Origin of the sequence: Pseudomonas sp. CIP-10 (assembly GCF_020911845.1) — a bacterium.
Taxonomy (GTDB): Bacteria; Pseudomonadota; Gammaproteobacteria; order Pseudomonadales; family Pseudomonadaceae; genus Aquipseudomonas; species Aquipseudomonas alloputida.
The window spans coordinates 1,945,046-1,960,661 of the sequence record NZ_CP087160.1 but is presented as its reverse complement, the minus strand read 5'-3'; the positions used below and the strand labels follow the sequence as shown (position 1 = coordinate 1,960,661).

The following is a 15,616-nucleotide window of genomic DNA, read 5'->3' as shown; positions in this document are numbered from 1 at the left end:
GTCGCGATTGTACCCCAGCTCAACGCTGGGCGCGCACCTCATCGACCCCACGGTTGGCCAGCTGGTCGGCGCGTTCGTTGCCGGGGTGGCCGATATGGCCGCGTACCCACTTCCAGGTCACCTTGTGGCGGTTGACCTGCTCATCGAGCTGCTGCCACAAGTCAGCGTTCTTCACCGGCTCCTTGGCGGCGGTCTTCCAGCCGCGCTTCTTCCAGTTGACCATCCATTCGTTGATGCCCTTCATCACGTACTGCGAGTCGGTGGTCAGCACCACCTCGCATTCACGTTTGAGCGACATCAGGCCCTGGATCGCGGCCATCAGCTCCATGCGGTTGTTGGTGGTCTCACGTTCGCCGCCCCACAGTTCCTTCTCGACGCCCTTATAGATCATCAGCACGCCCCAGCCACCCGGGCCAGGGTTGCCCTTGCAGGCACCATCAGTAAACATCTCGACGCTATCGCTCATGTACCACTCTTGAATTCAGTGCTTGTCAGTTTCGGGGTTGGCTGCGGTGCGGTTGACTTTCGCCAGTGGCAGCGGCAGCAGCTTGCCCATTGGCTCGCGGCGTTCCGGCCGCAAAGGCCGCAGGCCTACCACCATCTTGCGCGCCACCAGCAGGTACACCCCGCCACCGGAGCCCTGCCAGCCGCCGGCCAGTCGCTCCCAGCCCTCCAGGCGTTGCTGCCAGGCAGGTGAGGCAAGCGGCGGACGATAGCACCCGAAGCGGCGTTTCTCCAGCGCGAAGCCCAGCAGGTTGAGCCAGTCGCCCACCCGGGACGGCGAGATGCAGCGCGCCTTGCGCAGAGCACCGTGACTGAAGAAATGGCGCATGCCCCAGCTGCTCCAGGGGTTGATCCCCACGATCAGCAGGTGCCCGCCCGGGCGGACGGCACTGGCGGCCTCGCGCAGCAGGCCATGGGGCGACAGGCAGAAGTCCAGGCCATGCTGCAGCACCACCACATCGGCAGCGTGCTCGCTCAACGGCCAGGCCTGTTCTTCGCAGACAATCTCCACACCCGGCAAGGGCGCACCAAGGCGCACGTTACGCTGCACCTGGGGGGCTCTGGGCGGTGGCTCGGCGCAGGGCCCGTAATGCACGAGATAGCCGCCAAAGAAGCGCCCGAGCTCTTCTTCCAGCAGTTTGTCCTCCTCCTTGAGCATCAGTTGCCCAAGTGGGCCGTTGAACCACTCACGGGCCAGGCTGATCAGCTCGACCCAGTCCGGGTCGGCCTGTGCAAAAGCTTGGTCGGTCATTGCGCTCTCCCTCGAAGGTTCTCCCACCGCGCCATCGCGGCTAAGATGCCCTCATGTGCCACGCTAGGCGAATCGGATCCGCACCATGATACAGATCGATGCTCTCCCCGCTTTCTCCGACAACTACATCTGGTTGTTACAGGATACTGCCAAACGCCGTTGTGCGGTGGTCGACCCGGGCGATGCCGGCCCGGTGGAGCGCTGGCTGGCTGCCAACCCCGAATGGGTGCTGAGCGACATCCTCGTCACCCACCACCACAATGACCATGTCGGCGGTGTGGAGCGGCTCAGGCAATTGACCGGCGCACGGGTCTGTGGCCCCGCCAACGAACGCATTCCCGGCCGCGACCTGGCACTGGACGAAGGCGACAGGGTGGACGTGCTGGGTGTAACTTTCCAGGTGCTGGCGGTACCCGGCCACACCCTGGGGCATATCGCCTTCTTCAGCGACCAGCCAGCAACACCCATCCTGTTCAGTGGCGATACCCTGTTCGCCGCCGGTTGCGGGCGCATGTTCGAAGGTACACCCGAACAGATGCAGCCGGCCCTCGCCCGCCTGGCGGCCCTGCCAGAGCAGACAGCAGTGTACTGCGCCCATGAGTACACCCTCAGCAACCTGCGTTTCGCCAAGGCGGTGGAACCGACCAACCCGCACGTTCAACAACGGTTCGAGGACGTTAGCCGTTTGCGCGCCGAAAATCGCATCAGTTTGCCATCAACGATCGGCCTGGAGCGCCTGACCAACCCCTTTCTGCGTACCTCTGAAACATTAGTTAAACAAAAAGCAGACGAATGGAAGGGACATTCAAACACCACGCATGTCGCTGTTTTTGCTGCCTTGAGGTCTTGGAAGGACACCTTCTGATAACCGCAAGATATATCGCAAGTGATGGTCAAAGGTTGACCAGGCCCGGAGCGGTTTCTAGAATCGCCGAACTTTTTCGCCCGGATACCTGTATCAGCCGATGTCTTCCCGTAGCCGCAGAACCTCTCATTCCGTCGCCCTGACGCGCCTGGCCCAAATCAGTGCGCTGGCCCTGGCCGCCACCTTGGTGGGCTGCCAGAGCACCCGTCAGCTCGACGAATCCGATAGCGTTCGCGCGCACAACTACCAGGCGCGGATCAAGCACAAGCCTTCTCCGCTGCTGGTCAAGCCGGCCGAGCAGGCGCCGCAGGATGTCTGGGAGCGCATGCGCCAGGGCTTCGCCCTGCAGGACAGCATCGACGTCAACCCGCGCATCGAACAGCAGCGCTTGTGGTTCGCCAGCAACCCGACCTTCATCGAAAGCGCCGGGGAACGTGGCAGCCTCTACCTGCACTACATCGTCGAGCGCCTTGAAGAACGCGACATGCCGCTGGAACTGGCCCTGCTGCCAGCCATCGAAAGTGCCTACAACCCCATGGCCTACTCACGCGCCAGCGCTGCCGGCATGTGGCAGTTCATGCCGGCTACCGGTCGCCACTTCAACCTGCGCCAGACCAACTTCTATGACGGCCGCCGCGATGTCACCGCGTCGACCAACGCCGCGCTGGACTACCTGACCCGCCTGCACGACATGTTCAACGGCGACTGGCTGTTGGCCCTGGCGGCCTACAATGCCGGCGAAGGCACCGTCAGCCGAGCCATCGAGCGCAACGAAAGGCTCGGCCTGCCGACCGACTACTGGAACCTGCCGCTGCCACAGGAAACCCGCGACTACGTACCCAAGTTGCTGGCACTGTCGCAGGTGGTGTCCACGCCAGAAGCCTATGGTGTCAATCTCACCCCGATCGCCAACGAACCGTACTTCGAAGCGGTGGCGATCAATGACCGCCTGGACCTTACCCGGGTCGCGGCCTTTGCCAACATCGACGAGGACGAGCTGATCCAGCTCAACCCGGCATTCAAGAAGCGCATGACCGTCGATGGCCCCAAACAGCTGCTGGTGCCCACCGCCAAGGCGCAGTTGCTCAGTGCCAGCCTGTCCAACCTCAACCCGGAGCAACTGGTCAGCCTGCAACCGCCGAAAGCAGCGTTTGCCCGGGCTGTGGCCGAAGCCAAGGCACCGGTGGGGGCGCGTAGCTACCGGGTCAAGCGTGGCGATAACCTGAGCGCCATCGCCAAGATCAACCGTGTGTCGGTCAAGGACATCAAGCGCTGGAACCGTTTGTCCGGCAACAGTCTGCGTGCTGGCCAGGTTCTGGCCCTGCGCGGTGGCAGTGCACCGAGCGCCGCCGGCAACCGGGTTGCCGCCTCCGGAAAGCGCTCCACGCAATACAAGGTCCGCAAGGGCGATTCCCTGTACCTGGTGGCCAAGCGCTTCAATGTGGAAATGAAGCACCTCAAGCGCTGGAACCCACGCAGCGGCCATGCCCTCAAGCCAGGCCAGACCCTGACCGTCTACCTCGGGCATTGATCCCGCAACCAGGGCCCTCACGCGGCCTTGTGAGAGCGGCCTGGTGTCGCGATAGGGGCGCGGAGCGGCCCCAGTATTTCAACTTTTCAGCATAAACTGCCGGGGCTGCTGCGCAGCCCTTTCGCGACACAAGGCCGCTCCCACAGGTACCGTGGCACCTGTTGCCCCCGGCTTGGGGCCCGCACCTTCAAAACCTCTCTTTTTCCAACCCCACCAAGCTGTTACTGTACTCGATCAAAGCCCAACGCCTCTGGATCGGATGCCGACTTGATACGTCCCCTCCTGCTGTCACTCAGCCTGGCCTTGAGCTTTCCCGCAGCCGCGATGGTGAGCGAAAGCCACGGATACGCGCAGTTCGGCACGCTCAAGTACCCGGCCACCTTCACCCACTTCGACTGGGTCAACCCGCAAGCGCCCAAGGGCGGCACGTTGCGGGCCATGGCTTTTGGTACCTTCGACACGCTCAACCCCTACACCTTCAAAGGGTCGAGCCCGATTACCACGCCCAATTTCCAGCAGTACGGCATCAGTGAGCTGAACGAGCCACTGATGGTCGGCACGGGCCAGTACGACCCGTCCGGTGACGAGCCAACCTCCAGCTACGGCCTGATCGCCCGCTCGGTGGAGTACAGCGAGGACCGCAGCTGGGTGGTGTTCAACCTGCGCCCCGAAGCCCGCTGGCATGACGGCCAGCCCATCACCTCGGCTGACGTGGCCTTCTCGTACCGTACGCTGCTCAAGGATGGCCACCCGATCTACCGCACCAACCTGCAGGAAGTGCAGCGGGTAGACATCCTCGGCCCGCTGCGCATCCGCTTCGTGTTCAAACGCGCCGGCAACCCGCTGCTGATCCTGCGTCTGGGCGAAATGCCGGTGCTGCCCAAACACTACTGGCAGAAGCGCGACTTCAAGGCCACCACCTTCGAGCCCCCCTTGGGCAGCGGCCCCTACCGCATCACCCAGGTACAACCCGGACGACGCCTGGTGTTTGAACGGGTGAAGAACTACTGGGGCAAAGACCTGGCGGTCAACCGTGGCAAGTACAATTTCAATCGGGTCGAATACGAGTTCTATCGCGACGCGACGGTGGCCTTCGAAGCCTTCAAGGCCGGCGAGTTCGACATCTATATCGAGCACCAGGCAAAAAACTGGGCCAACGGTTACAACTTCCCTGCCGTGCGCCGCGGTGAAGTGATCAAGGCACAAATCCCGCACAGCATTCCCACGCAAACACAGGGCCTGTTCATGAACAGCCGCCGGGCCGCGTTCAGTGACCCGCGGGTACGCCAGGCGCTGGGGCTGATGCTGGACTTCGAGTGGACCAACCGCGCGCTGTTCAGCAGCGCCTACCGCCGCTCGACCAGCTACTACCCCAACAGCGAGTTCGCCGCCAGCGGCCTGCCCACCGGCAAGGAGTGGCTGCTGCTGGCGCCGTTCCGAGACCAGTTGCCCGCCAAGCTGTTCAGCGAACCGTACAAGGTCAGCCACACCGATGGCCGTGGCATCAGCCGTCATACCCTGCGCCAGGCCTTAGGCCTGCTCGCTGAAGCCGGGTGGAAGCTGAACGGCCAGCGCCTGGTCGACAGCAAGGGCCAGCAGCTGCGCATGGAGCTGCTGTTGGTAAACCCCAACCTTGAACGCATCCTGCAACCTTATGTCGAAAACCTGTCCAGCATCGGCATCGATGCACGCTTGCGCACCGTGGACCGTGCCCAGTACAAACAACGCCTGGACCAGTTCGATTTCGACATGATTCTGATGACCCTGAACCAGACCCTCAGCCCCGGCCTCGAACAGTGGCTGTACTTCCATTCCAGCCAGGCCGCGACAAAGGGCAGCAAGAACTATGCTGGGGTCAAGGACCCGGTGGTCGACCACCTGCTCGACACCCTGCTCGCCGCCCGCACCCGCGATGACCAGATCGCCGCTGCCCGCGCCCTGGACCGCGTGCTCTCATGGCACTACTACATGATCCCCAACTGGTACCTCGACAACCATCGCCTGGCCTACCGCAACCGGTTCGCCTTCGTCACCACGCCGCCCTACACCCTTGGGCTGAACAGCTGGTGGATCAAGACTTCGGAGAAAGCCCAATGACGCCAACGCACCGTCTGCGCCGGCTGGCAGGCAGCCTGTTGCTCGCCTGCCTGAGCCTTCCCGCGCTGGCCGCACCGCAGCACGCGCTCACCCTTTACGACGAGCCACCCAAGTACCCCGCCGACTTCAAGCACTTCGACTACGTCAACCCGGATGCGCCCAAGGGCGGCACCTTCCGCCAGTCCAGCTTCGGCGGCTTCGACAGCCTCAACCCGTTCATCAACAAAGGCGTGGCGGCCGAGAACATCGGCATTATCTATGACACCCTGATGCGCCAGAGCCAGGATGAACCGTTCACCGAATACGGCCTGGTGGCCGGCAAGATCGAAAAGGCCCCGGACAACAGCTGGGTACGCTTCTACCTGCGCCCCGAAGCGCGCTTCCATGACGGCCATCCGATGCGCGCCGACGACGTGGTGTTCACGTTCAACGCCCTGATCAAGGACGGCGCCCCGCTGTACCGCCAGTACTACGCCGACGTCGCCGAAGTGGTCGCCGAAGATCCACTCAAGGTGCTGTTCAAGTTCAAGCACAAGAACAACCGCGAGCTGCCATTGATTCTCGGCCAGCTGCCGGTACTGCCCAAGCACTGGTACGAAAACCGCGAGTTCAACCGCGGCAACCTGGAAATCCCGTTGGGCAGCGGCCCGTACAAGGTCGCCGAGGTCAAGGCCGGGCGCTCGGTGCGCTACGAGCGGGTCAAGGACTACTGGGCAAAGGACCTGCCCATCAACCGCGGCTTCTACAACTTCGATGCCATGACGTTCGACGCCTACCGCGACACCACCGTCGCCCTGGAGGCCCTCAAGGCCGGGGCATTCGACTATGGCCTGGAAGTCAGTGCTAAGAACTGGGCCACCGCTTACAACGTGCCCGCCGTGCGCGACGGCCGGCTGATCAAGGAAGAGCTGCCCAACGGCAACCCCACCGGCATGCAGGGCTTCATCTTCAACATCCGCCGCCCGGTGTTCCAGGATGTGCGTGTGCGCCAGGCCCTGAGCCTGCTGCTGGACTACGAGTGGACCAACAAGCAGCTGTTCAACGGCGCCTACACCCGTACCGGCAGCTACTTCGACAACTCGGAAATGGCCGCCCACGGCCTACCCAGCCCCAACGAGCTGAAAATCCTCGAACCACTGCGCGGCAAAGTGCCCGAGCAAGTATTTACCGAGGTCTTCCACAACCCGGTCAGTGACGGCAGCGGCATGATCCGCGAGCAACAGCGCCAGGCCTACAAGCTGTTGCAGGAAGCCGGCTGGAAAATCGTCGACGACAAGATGGTCGACGCCCAAGGCAAGCCGGCAAGCATCGAGTTCCTGCTGGCGCAGACCGAGTTTGAACGCATTCTGCTGCCGTTCAAGCGCAACCTTGCCGACCTCGGTATCGAGCTGAACATTCGCCGCGTCGACGTTTCGCAGTACATCACCCGCCTGCGCTCGCGTGACTACGACATGATCGTTGGCGGCTACCCGCAATCCAACTCGCCAGGCAACGAGCAGCGCGAGTTCTGGTCCAGCGCCGCCGCCGACAACCCCGGCAGCCGCAACTTCATCGGCCTGCGCGACCCGGCCATCGACCAACTGGTGGACCAGTTGATCAACGCCGACTCGCGCCAGAGCCTGATCGACCACTGCCGCGCCCTCGACCGCGTGTTGCTGTGGGGCTACTACGTGATCCCCAACTGGCACATCAAGACCTGGCGTGTGGCCTACTGGAACCACATCGGCCACCCGAGCGTGTCGCCCAAGTACGACATCGGCATCGACACCTGGTGGATCAAGCCCGGTGTAACCCCGGCGGTCAGCGAAGCGCCTGCGGACGAGGCCAATTAAGATGCTGGCCTACATCCTGCGCCGCCTGCTGCTGATCATTCCGACCCTGTTCGGCATCCTCATCATCAACTTCATCATCGTCCAGGCCGCCCCCGGTGGCCCGGTCGAGCAAATGATCGCCAAGCTCGAAGGCTTCGAAGGCGCCACCAGCCGCATTGCAGGTGGCGGCGCCGAGGTTTCCGTGGCCGGCTCCAACTACCGCGGCGCCCAGGGCCTGGACCCGGCCCTGATCGCTGAAATCGAGCGCATGTATGGCTTCGACAAGTCGCCGCCCGAGCGCCTGTGGATCATGGTCAAGAACTACGCCCGGCTGGACTTCGGCGACAGCTTCTTCCGCGACGCCAAGGTCATCGACCTGATCGCCGAGAAGATGCCGGTTTCGATCTCGCTGGGGCTGTGGAGCACGCTGATCATGTACCTGGTGTCGATCCCGCTGGGGATCGCCAAGGCGGTGCGCCACGGCAGCCACTTCGACGTGTGGACCAGTTCGGCGATCATCGTCGGCTACGCCATCCCGGCCTTCCTGTTCGCCATCCTGCTGATCGTGCTGTTCGCCGGTGGCAGCTACTTCGACTGGTTCCCCCTGCGTGGCCTCACCTCCAACAACTTCGACGAACTGAGCACCACCGGCAAGGTGCTGGACTACTTCTGGCACCTGGTGCTGCCGATCACCGCGCTGGTCATCGGCAACTTCGCCACCATGACCCTGCTGACCAAGAACAGCTTCCTCGACGAGATCAACAAACAATACGTGGTCACCGCCAAAGCCAAGGGCCTGAGCCGATCACGGGTGCTGTACGGTCATGTGTTCCGCAACGCCATGCTGCTGGTGATCGCCGGTTTCCCTTCGGCGTTCATCGGCATCTTCTTCACAGGCTCCTTGCTGATCGAGGTGATCTTCAGCCTCGACGGCCTGGGCCTGATGAGTTTCGAAGCGGCCATCAACCGCGACTACCCGGTGGTCTTCGGCACCCTGTTCATCTTCACCCTGCTAGGGCTGGTGGTGAAACTGATCGGCGACCTGACCTACACCTTGGTCGATCCGCGCATCGACTTTGCCAGCCGGGAGCACTGACATGGCCTTGTCCCCCCTCAACCGCCGGCGCTTCGAGCGCTTCAAGGCCAACCGCCGTGGCTGGTGGTCGCTGTGGCTGTTCCTGATTCTGTTCGGGCTGAGCCTGGGCGCCGAACTGATCGCCAACGACAAACCGATCGCCGTACGTTACGACGGCCAATGGTACTTCCCGGCGTTCAAGCGCTACCCGGAAACCACCTTCGGCGGGGAATTCCCGCTGGAAGCCAACTACAAGAGCCCCTACATCCGCGAGCTGCTGGCGAAGAAAGACAGCTTCGTGCTGTGGGCACCCATACCGTTCAGCTACCAGAGCATCAACTATGACCTGCGCGTCCCCGCCCCCGCCCCACCTTCGGCGGACAACTGGCTGGGCACCGACGACCAGGGCCGCGACGTGCTGGCGCGGGTGATCTACGGCTTCCGCATTTCGGTTCTGTTTGCCCTCACCTTGACCGTGGCCAGCTCCATTGTCGGCGTCATCGCAGGCGCCCTGCAGGGGTTCTACGGTGGCTGGGTCGACCTGGCCGGGCAACGCTTTCTGGAAATCTGGTCCGGCCTGCCTGTGTTGTACCTGCTGATCATCCTGGCGAGCTTCGTGCAGCCCAACTTCTGGTGGCTGCTGGGGATCATGCTGCTGTTCTCGTGGATGAGCCTGGTGGACGTGGTACGCGCCGAGTTCCTGCGCGGGCGCAACCTGGAATACGTGCGCGCCGCGCGCGCCCTGGGCATGCGCAACGGCGCGATCATGTACCGGCACATCCTGCCCAACGCCATGATCTCGACCATGACCTTCATGCCATTCATTCTCACCGGCGCCATCGGCACCCTCACCGCCCTGGACTTCCTCGGCTTCGGCCTGCCCGCCGGTTCGCCCTCGCTGGGCGAACTGGTGGCGCAGGGCAAGTCCAACCTGCAAGCGCCATGGCTGGGCATCAGCGCCTTTGCCGTGCTGGCGCTGATGCTGAGCCTGCTGGTGTTCATCGGCGAATCCGCCCGCGACGCCTTCGACCCGAGGAAGTGACATGAGTGAACAGAACCTGATCGAAGTGCGGGACCTGGCCGTGGAGTTCGTGACCGGGGACCAGGTCAACCGGGTGGTGGACGGCGTCAGCTTCGATATTCGCAAAGGCGAGACACTGGCCCTGGTGGGCGAAAGTGGCTCGGGCAAATCGGTCACCGCGCACTCGATCCTGCGCCTGCTGCCCTATCCCCTGGCCCGGCACCCCAGCGGCAGCATCCGCTACGAAGGCAAGGACCTGCTGCAGCAGAGCGAGAAGACCCTGCAGCGCATTCGCGGCAACCGCATTGCGATGATCTTCCAGGAGCCGATGACCTCGCTCAACCCGCTGCATTGCATCGAGAAGCAGATCAACGAAATCCTCCTGCTGCACAAGGGCCTGACGGGCAAGGAAGCGACTGCGCGCACCCTGGAGTTGCTGGATATGGTCGGCATTCCAGAGCCGCGCAAGCGCCTCAAGGCCCTGCCCCACGAATTGTCGGGCGGCCAGCGCCAGCGGGTAATGATTGCCATGGCGCTGGCCAACGAGCCCGAGCTGCTGATTGCCGACGAGCCGACCACGGCGCTGGATGTGACCGTGCAGCTGAAGATCCTCGAGCTGCTCAAGGAATTGCAGGCGCGGATGGGTATGGCCCTGCTGCTGATCAGCCATGACCTGAACCTGGTGCGCCGCATCGCCCATCGTGTGTGCGTGATGCAGCGCGGGCAAATTGTCGAGCAAGCCGAATGCGCCACGCTGTTCAGCTCGCCACAGCATCACTACACCCAGATGCTGATCAATGCCGAGCCCAGCGGGCTGCCTGCGCACAATCCGGTGGGCGCGCCGTTGTTGGAGGTGGATGACCTCAAGGTGTGGTTCCCGATCAAGAAGGGCTTTCTGCAGCGCACGGTCGACCATGTGAAGGCGGTGGACGGGGTCAACTTCAGCTTGCCCCAGGGCCAGACGCTGGGCATTGTTGGCGAATCCGGGTCGGGCAAGTCCACATTGGGCCTGGCGATCTTGCGGCTGATTTCCAGCCAGGGCGGCATTCGCTTTCATGGGCAGAACCTCGAAGGGCTGAACCAGAAAGCCGTGCGCCCCCTGCGGCGGGAAATGCAGGTGGTGTTCCAGGACCCGTTTGGCAGCCTGAGCCCGCGCATGTGCGTGGCGGACATTGTCGGCGAAGGGCTGCGCATCCACGGCATTGGCACCGCGCAGGAACAGGAAGCGGCGATTATCGCGGCCCTGGAGGAAGTAGGCCTGGACCCGCGCACGCGCCATCGCTACCCCCATGAGTTTTCCGGCGGGCAGCGCCAGCGCATTGCCATTGCCCGGGCGCTGGTGTTGAAGCCAGCACTGATTCTGCTGGATGAACCCACGTCCGCACTGGACCGCACCGTACAGCGGCAGGTGGTGGAATTGCTGCGTAACCTGCAGCAAAAGTACAACCTGACCTACCTGTTCATCAGCCATGACCTGGCGGTGGTGAAGGCGTTGAGTCACCAGTTGATGGTGATCAAGCATGGGCATGTGGTGGAGCAAGGGGACGCGCAGGCGATCTTCCATGCGCCGCAGCATCCGTATACCCGGCAGTTGCTGGAGGCGGCGTTTTTGGAGGTTGGGGGTTCGTAGGGAAAGGGGGCGTGTGCGCCAAGCAATCATCCTTTGATCGGTCGTTTCGTTTATTGCGATTTTCGAATATTTCGAATATAACTCGAACTCAGGCTGTTGCATCGTTGCCACAGCCCCGCAATCGATACCCCCCTGGAGATGCCCATGACCACCGCCAACCTCTCTCGCCATGTGCTTCCTGATGAGAAAGAAATTGCCGTGGCAGTCGAGTCAAGCCGCACGCTGGCAGCGTTCCTCTCGACAAAATCAGATACCCAACGGATCGAACTGCTCAACGAGGAAAATCAGCGCCAGGTTGTTGAAGTACCTACTTTCGCCCTACGCCTATTCGGCGAGATTCTCAGCGAACTGGCCCTGGGTAACTCAGTCAAAGTCGTTCCAATCCACGCCGAACTAACTACCCAGGAAGCAGCAGACCTGCTTAACGTCTCCCGGCCGCACTTGGTAAAGCTGCTCGACGAAGCGGTGATTCCGCACACCAAGACAGGCCGCCATCGTCGTGTCAAATTCTCCGACCTGGTTGCCTACAAGGACAAACGTGATGGGGTGAGCCGGACTGCGATGGATGCGCTAGCAGCCCAAGCTCAGGAATTGAAGATGGGGTACGAATGAAGCACTCGCCCTTCACGGCCATATACGACGCGAATGTACTTTACCCTGCCCCACTGCGTGATTTCCTGATGAACCTAGCGCTGACGGGCATCTACCGGGCACGTTGGTCAGCGAGCATTCATGACGAGTGGAAGCGCAATCTGCTACTCAACCGACCTGACCTCACGCCTGAACATTTGGATCGCACGTCATCGCTAATGGATGCTACGGTGCCTGATGCACTCGTCACTGACTACGATTCACTGGTCGAAGGGCTGGACTTGCCAGATCGGGATGATCGACATGTTCTCGCAGCTGCAATCAAGTGCAACGCTTCGGTCATCGTCACCTTCAATTTGAAGGATTTTCCCAAGGCGGTTCTTGGTGCCTTCGATATTGAACCCTTGCATCCGGACGACTTCATCGCTGACCTTTGGGACCTGGACAAGGCAGCAGTCCTCGAAGCTGCCCAGCGGCAGCGAATATCGCTGAAGAACCCACCGCACAACGTACAGCAGTATCTCGACAGGCTGCTTCAGCAGAAGCTTCCCGAGACAGTGAAACTGCTTTCAGCATTCAAGTTCCTCCTCTGAGTATGTCCAGCAGACTTTCTTTGGCAGCAAGGCAATCATCCGGGATTGATCAGCCATGCACGTAAAACCAAGCCTATGAAAAGCCTCGCTCGTTACCACGCCAACAGAATCAAGCAGCGGTGATCAATTTTTCTGACAATAATCGTCTTCCATCATCAGCCGAATCGGGCATAAATTCTCCGCCGTCAACTCCCAGTACCCACGGTAGAGCCCATGTCCAGTCCACAACACCAGCCCGCTTCCCCTGCCCTGGCCACCCTGATCCAGCGCTCCGGCCTGCCCAGCCCAACGCTGAGCGAAGCCCAGGCACACGCCGTGCTGCAGGCCCACTATGGCCTTGCCGGCAACCTTTCGGTACTGGGCAGCCAGCAAGACCTGAACTTTCGCGTGGTCACACCGCAGGGTGGCTATGTGCTGAAGGCCTGCCACGGCAGCTACGCCCAGCTGGAGCTTGAAGCCCAGCACGCCGCCCTGGCCTTCCTGCGCGATCAAGGTTTGCCGGTACCCGCCGTGCGCTCAGCCCACAACGGCATGGGGTTGCTGGAACTGCACATCGACGCGCAACCACTGCGCCTGCGCCTGCTCGACTACATCGAGGGCCAACCGCTGACCCGCCTCAAGCACATGGAGCCGCGCCTGATGGCTGAACTGGGCGGGCTCTGTGCAAAGCTGGACAAGGCGCTTGCCCATTTCGATCACCCGGGCCTTGCGCGTACCTTGCAATGGGACCCGCAGCATGCCGGAGCACTGATCGATCACCTGCTACCGGTGCTGCAGGACAGCGGGCAGCGCGCCCGCATCGAACACGCCACGCGACAGGCCAACGAGCGCCTGTTGCCGCTGGTCGATCAACTGCCCAGTCAGGCCGTGCACCTGGACATCACCGACGACAACACCGTGTGGGCCCGTGATGCCCAGCGTCAGTGGCAACTGCAAGGCGTGATCGATTTCGGCGACCTGCTGCGCACCTGGCGTATCGCCGACCTGTCGGTGACCTGCGCTGCGCTGTTGCACCACGCCGAGGGCGACCCACTGCGCATCCTGCCCGCCGTGCAGGCCTACCAGGCGCTCAACCCGCTGACCGAGGCCGAACTGCGCGCCTTGTGGCCGCTGGTGGTGAACCGCGCTGCCGTGCTGGTGCTGAGCAGCGAACAACAGCTAACCGTCGACCCGGGCAACCAGTACACCCGCGATAACATTGCCCACGAATGGGAAATTTTCGACACGGCCACCGCCGTGCCTTTCGCCCTGATGGAGGTGGCCATTCTGCAGGCTGCGGGCCTGCAACCCACGGCGCCGGACTGGAGCGACTGCGCCCCCCTGCTCCCCGAGCTGGCCGGGCAGGCTGTCACACGGGTGGACCTGGGAGTCCTGAGCAAACACTTCGAGGCCGGCAACTGGGAGCAACCCGGTTACGACCTGCATCTGCTGACGTCGCAAGCCGCCCCGGCCTGCAGCCTGCACGGGCAGTACCGCCTGTCGCAAACCCATATCGATCGCCCCGAAGAGCCCGCCACCTGCGCCCTTTTCGTCGAGCTGCATGTGCCCAACGGCAGCCCGGTGCAAGCGCCGGCAGCCGGCACCTGGCAGCACCGCGGCGACGGCCGGGGCTGCCTGAGCACCCCGCATTGGGCTTTGTGGCTGCAAGGCCTGGAAGACGCACCGGCAGACGGCCAGGCCGTGGAGAAAGGCCAGCCCCTGGGCAGCAGCTGCGGCTTCCTCAGCGTGCAGGTATGCCTGGACAATGGCACCCAGCCGCCGCGCTTCGCCACGCCGTCACAAGCCGCCGCCTGGCTGGCCCTGTGCCCGTCACCGGCCGCCCTGCTGGGCTTCGATTGCGATGCCGAGCCGCTACCCGATCCGCAAGCGCTGCTGGCCCGCCGCGATGCCAGCTTCGCCCGCTCGCAGAAGCACTACTACGCGCAACCGCCGCACATTGAACGTGGCTGGCGCAACTACCTGATCGACATGCAAGGCCGTTCCTATCTGGACATGCTCAACAACGTCGCGGTGCTGGGCCATGGCCATCCACGCATGGTTGCCGAGTCGGCGCGGCAGTGGTCGCTGCTGAACACCAACTCGCGCTTCCATTACGCAGCAATCACCGAATTCTCCGAGCGCCTGCTGGAGCTGGCCCCCGAAGGTTTCGACCGGGTGTTCATGGTCAACAGCGGCACCGAGGCCAACGACCTGGCGATTCGCCTGGCCTGGGCCTACAGTGGCGGGCGCGATCTGCTCAGTGTGCTGGAGGCCTACCACGGCTGGTCAGTGGCCACCGATGCCATCTCCACGTCGATCGCCGACAACCCGCAAGCCCTGGAAACCCGCCCGGACTGGGTACACCCAGTCGAAGCGCCGAACACCTTCCGCGGCCGCTTCCGCGGGGCCGACAGCGCCGCCGACTACCTGCAAGACGTCGACGCCAAGCTGGCTGACCTCGACGCCCGTGGCCGTCAGCTGGCGGGCATCATCTGCGAACCGGTGTACGGCAATGCCGGCGGTATCTCGCTGCCCGCAGGCTACCTGCGCGCAGCCTATGCCAAGGTCCGCGCGCGCGGCGGGGTGTGCATCGCCGACGAAGTGCAGGTGGGTTATGGCCGCCTGGGGGAGTACTTCTGGGGCTTCGAGGAACAAGGCGTGGTGCCGGACATCATTACCATGGCCAAGGGCATGGGTAACGGCCAGCCACTGGGCGTGGTCATCACCCGTCGCGAAATCGCCGAGGCGCTGGAGGCCGAGGGCTACTTCTTCTCCTCGGCCGGTGGCAGCCCGGTCAGTTGCCGCATCGGCATGGCGGTGCTGGATGTCATGCAGGAGGAAGGCCTGTGGGACAACGCCCGTGACACCGGGCGCTACTTCAAGGCACGCCTGCAGGCGCTGGTCGACAAGCACCCGCTGGCCGGCGCGGCACATGGCTCGGGCTTCTACCTGGGGCTGGAACTGGTGCGCGACCGCACCACCCTGGAGCCGGCCACCGAAGAAACCATGATGCTGTGCGATCGCCTGCGTGACCTGGGCATCTTCATGCAGCCGACCGGCGACTACCTGAACATCCTCAAGATCAAGCCACCGATGTGCACCAGCCGGGCCAGCGTGGACTACTTTGTCGACAGCATTGACCGGGTGCTGGACGAAGGCCTGTAAGTG

At 63.0% G+C, this 15,616-nt stretch carries 12 protein-coding genes; 10 read left to right on the top strand and 2 right to left on the bottom strand.

Annotated elements, in window-relative coordinates:
• Positions 1-19: 19 nt before the first annotated feature.
• Both rnhA and LMH93_RS08720 read right to left on the bottom strand, forming a co-directional pair.
• Positions 20-466, bottom strand: coding sequence for a ribonuclease HI (rnhA, locus tag LMH93_RS08725; protein ID WP_003251460.1), 447 nt, complete (start codon positions 464-466; stop codon positions 20-22).
• A 15-nt stretch (positions 467-481) separates the two neighbouring features.
• Positions 482-1,255 carry a class I SAM-dependent methyltransferase gene (locus tag LMH93_RS08720; protein ID WP_003251461.1) on the bottom strand — a complete coding sequence of 258 codons (774 nt, stop codon included), beginning with the start codon at positions 1,253-1,255 and terminating at the stop codon, positions 482-484.
• A gap of 85 nt (positions 1,256-1,340) precedes the next feature.
• Between LMH93_RS08720 and gloB the strand changes: the two genes are divergently transcribed.
• The 10 genes from gloB (at position 1,341) to LMH93_RS08670 (ending at position 15,613) form a co-directional block, all read left to right on the top strand.
• Entirely contained in the window at positions 1,341-2,120 is a 780-nt protein-coding gene (gene gloB / locus LMH93_RS08715; RefSeq protein ID WP_004576947.1) for a hydroxyacylglutathione hydrolase, read from the top strand.
• A 100-nt stretch (positions 2,121-2,220) separates the two neighbouring features.
• On the top strand, positions 2,221-3,651 hold the full coding sequence (locus tag LMH93_RS08710; protein WP_004576948.1) for a lytic transglycosylase domain-containing protein: 1,431 nt from the start codon (positions 2,221-2,223) through the stop codon (positions 3,649-3,651).
• 267 nt (positions 3,652-3,918) lie between these two features.
• A complete protein-coding gene (locus LMH93_RS08705; RefSeq protein WP_033725687.1) occupies positions 3,919-5,748 on the top strand; it encodes an extracellular solute-binding protein in 1,830 nt (609 codons plus the stop codon).
• On the top strand, positions 5,745-7,580 hold the full coding sequence (locus LMH93_RS08700) for an extracellular solute-binding protein (protein ID WP_070095847.1): 1,836 nt from the start codon (positions 5,745-5,747) through the stop codon (positions 7,578-7,580). The genes LMH93_RS08705 and LMH93_RS08700 overlap by 4 nt, the downstream gene beginning before the upstream one ends.
• A 1-nt stretch (position 7,581) precedes the next feature.
• The gene (locus LMH93_RS08695) at positions 7,582-8,655 is read left to right on the top strand and encodes a microcin C ABC transporter permease YejB (protein WP_003251466.1); all 1,074 of its coding nucleotides are present in this window, start codon (positions 7,582-7,584) and stop codon (positions 8,653-8,655) included.
• Between the two features lies 1 nt (position 8,656).
• On the top strand, positions 8,657-9,676 hold the full coding sequence (locus LMH93_RS08690; protein ID WP_010954919.1) for an ABC transporter permease: 1,020 nt from the start codon (positions 8,657-8,659) through the stop codon (positions 9,674-9,676).
• Position 9,677: 1 nt separating this feature from the next.
• Entirely contained in the window at positions 9,678-11,285 is a 1,608-nt protein-coding gene (locus tag LMH93_RS08685) for an ABC transporter ATP-binding protein (protein WP_003251468.1), read from the top strand.
• A gap of 144 nt (positions 11,286-11,429) precedes the next feature.
• Positions 11,430-11,897 carry a helix-turn-helix domain-containing protein gene (locus tag LMH93_RS08680; RefSeq protein WP_003251469.1) on the top strand — a complete coding sequence of 156 codons (468 nt, stop codon included), beginning with the start codon at positions 11,430-11,432 and terminating at the stop codon, positions 11,895-11,897.
• Positions 11,894-12,469, top strand: coding sequence for a PIN domain-containing protein (locus LMH93_RS08675; RefSeq protein ID WP_230065017.1), 576 nt, complete (start codon positions 11,894-11,896; stop codon positions 12,467-12,469). The genes LMH93_RS08680 and LMH93_RS08675 overlap by 4 nt, the downstream gene beginning before the upstream one ends.
• 213 nt (positions 12,470-12,682) lie before the next feature.
• Positions 12,683-15,613, top strand: coding sequence for an aminotransferase (locus LMH93_RS08670; RefSeq protein WP_102885721.1), 2,931 nt, complete (start codon positions 12,683-12,685; stop codon positions 15,611-15,613).
• Positions 15,614-15,616: the final 3 nt, after the last annotated feature.

What these genes read in the sequence shown, in the direction of transcription:
- LMH93_RS08680 (WP_003251469.1), top strand. Translation starts at nt 11,430, where the DNA reads ATGACCACCGCCAACCTCTCTCGCCATGTGCTTCCTGATGAGAAAGAA.
- LMH93_RS08675 (WP_230065017.1), top strand. Translation starts at nt 11,894, where the DNA reads ATGAAGCACTCGCCCTTCACGGCCATATACGACGCGAATGTACTTTAC.
- LMH93_RS08670 (WP_102885721.1), top strand. Translation starts at nt 12,683, where the DNA reads ATGTCCAGTCCACAACACCAGCCCGCTTCCCCTGCCCTGGCCACCCTG.
- LMH93_RS08695 (WP_003251466.1), top strand. Translation starts at nt 7,582, where the DNA reads ATGCTGGCCTACATCCTGCGCCGCCTGCTGCTGATCATTCCGACCCTG.
- LMH93_RS08720 (WP_003251461.1), bottom strand. Translation starts at nt 1,255, where the DNA reads ATGACCGACCAAGCTTTTGCACAGGCCGACCCGGACTGGGTCGAGCTG.
- gloB (WP_004576947.1), top strand. Translation starts at nt 1,341, where the DNA reads ATGATACAGATCGATGCTCTCCCCGCTTTCTCCGACAACTACATCTGG.
- LMH93_RS08685 (WP_003251468.1), top strand. Translation starts at nt 9,678, where the DNA reads ATGAGTGAACAGAACCTGATCGAAGTGCGGGACCTGGCCGTGGAGTTC.
- LMH93_RS08690 (WP_010954919.1), top strand. Translation starts at nt 8,657, where the DNA reads ATGGCCTTGTCCCCCCTCAACCGCCGGCGCTTCGAGCGCTTCAAGGCC.
- LMH93_RS08700 (WP_070095847.1), top strand. Translation starts at nt 5,745, where the DNA reads ATGACGCCAACGCACCGTCTGCGCCGGCTGGCAGGCAGCCTGTTGCTC.
- rnhA (WP_003251460.1), bottom strand. Translation starts at nt 466, where the DNA reads ATGAGCGATAGCGTCGAGATGTTTACTGATGGTGCCTGCAAGGGCAAC.
- LMH93_RS08710 (WP_004576948.1), top strand. Translation starts at nt 2,221, where the DNA reads ATGTCTTCCCGTAGCCGCAGAACCTCTCATTCCGTCGCCCTGACGCGC.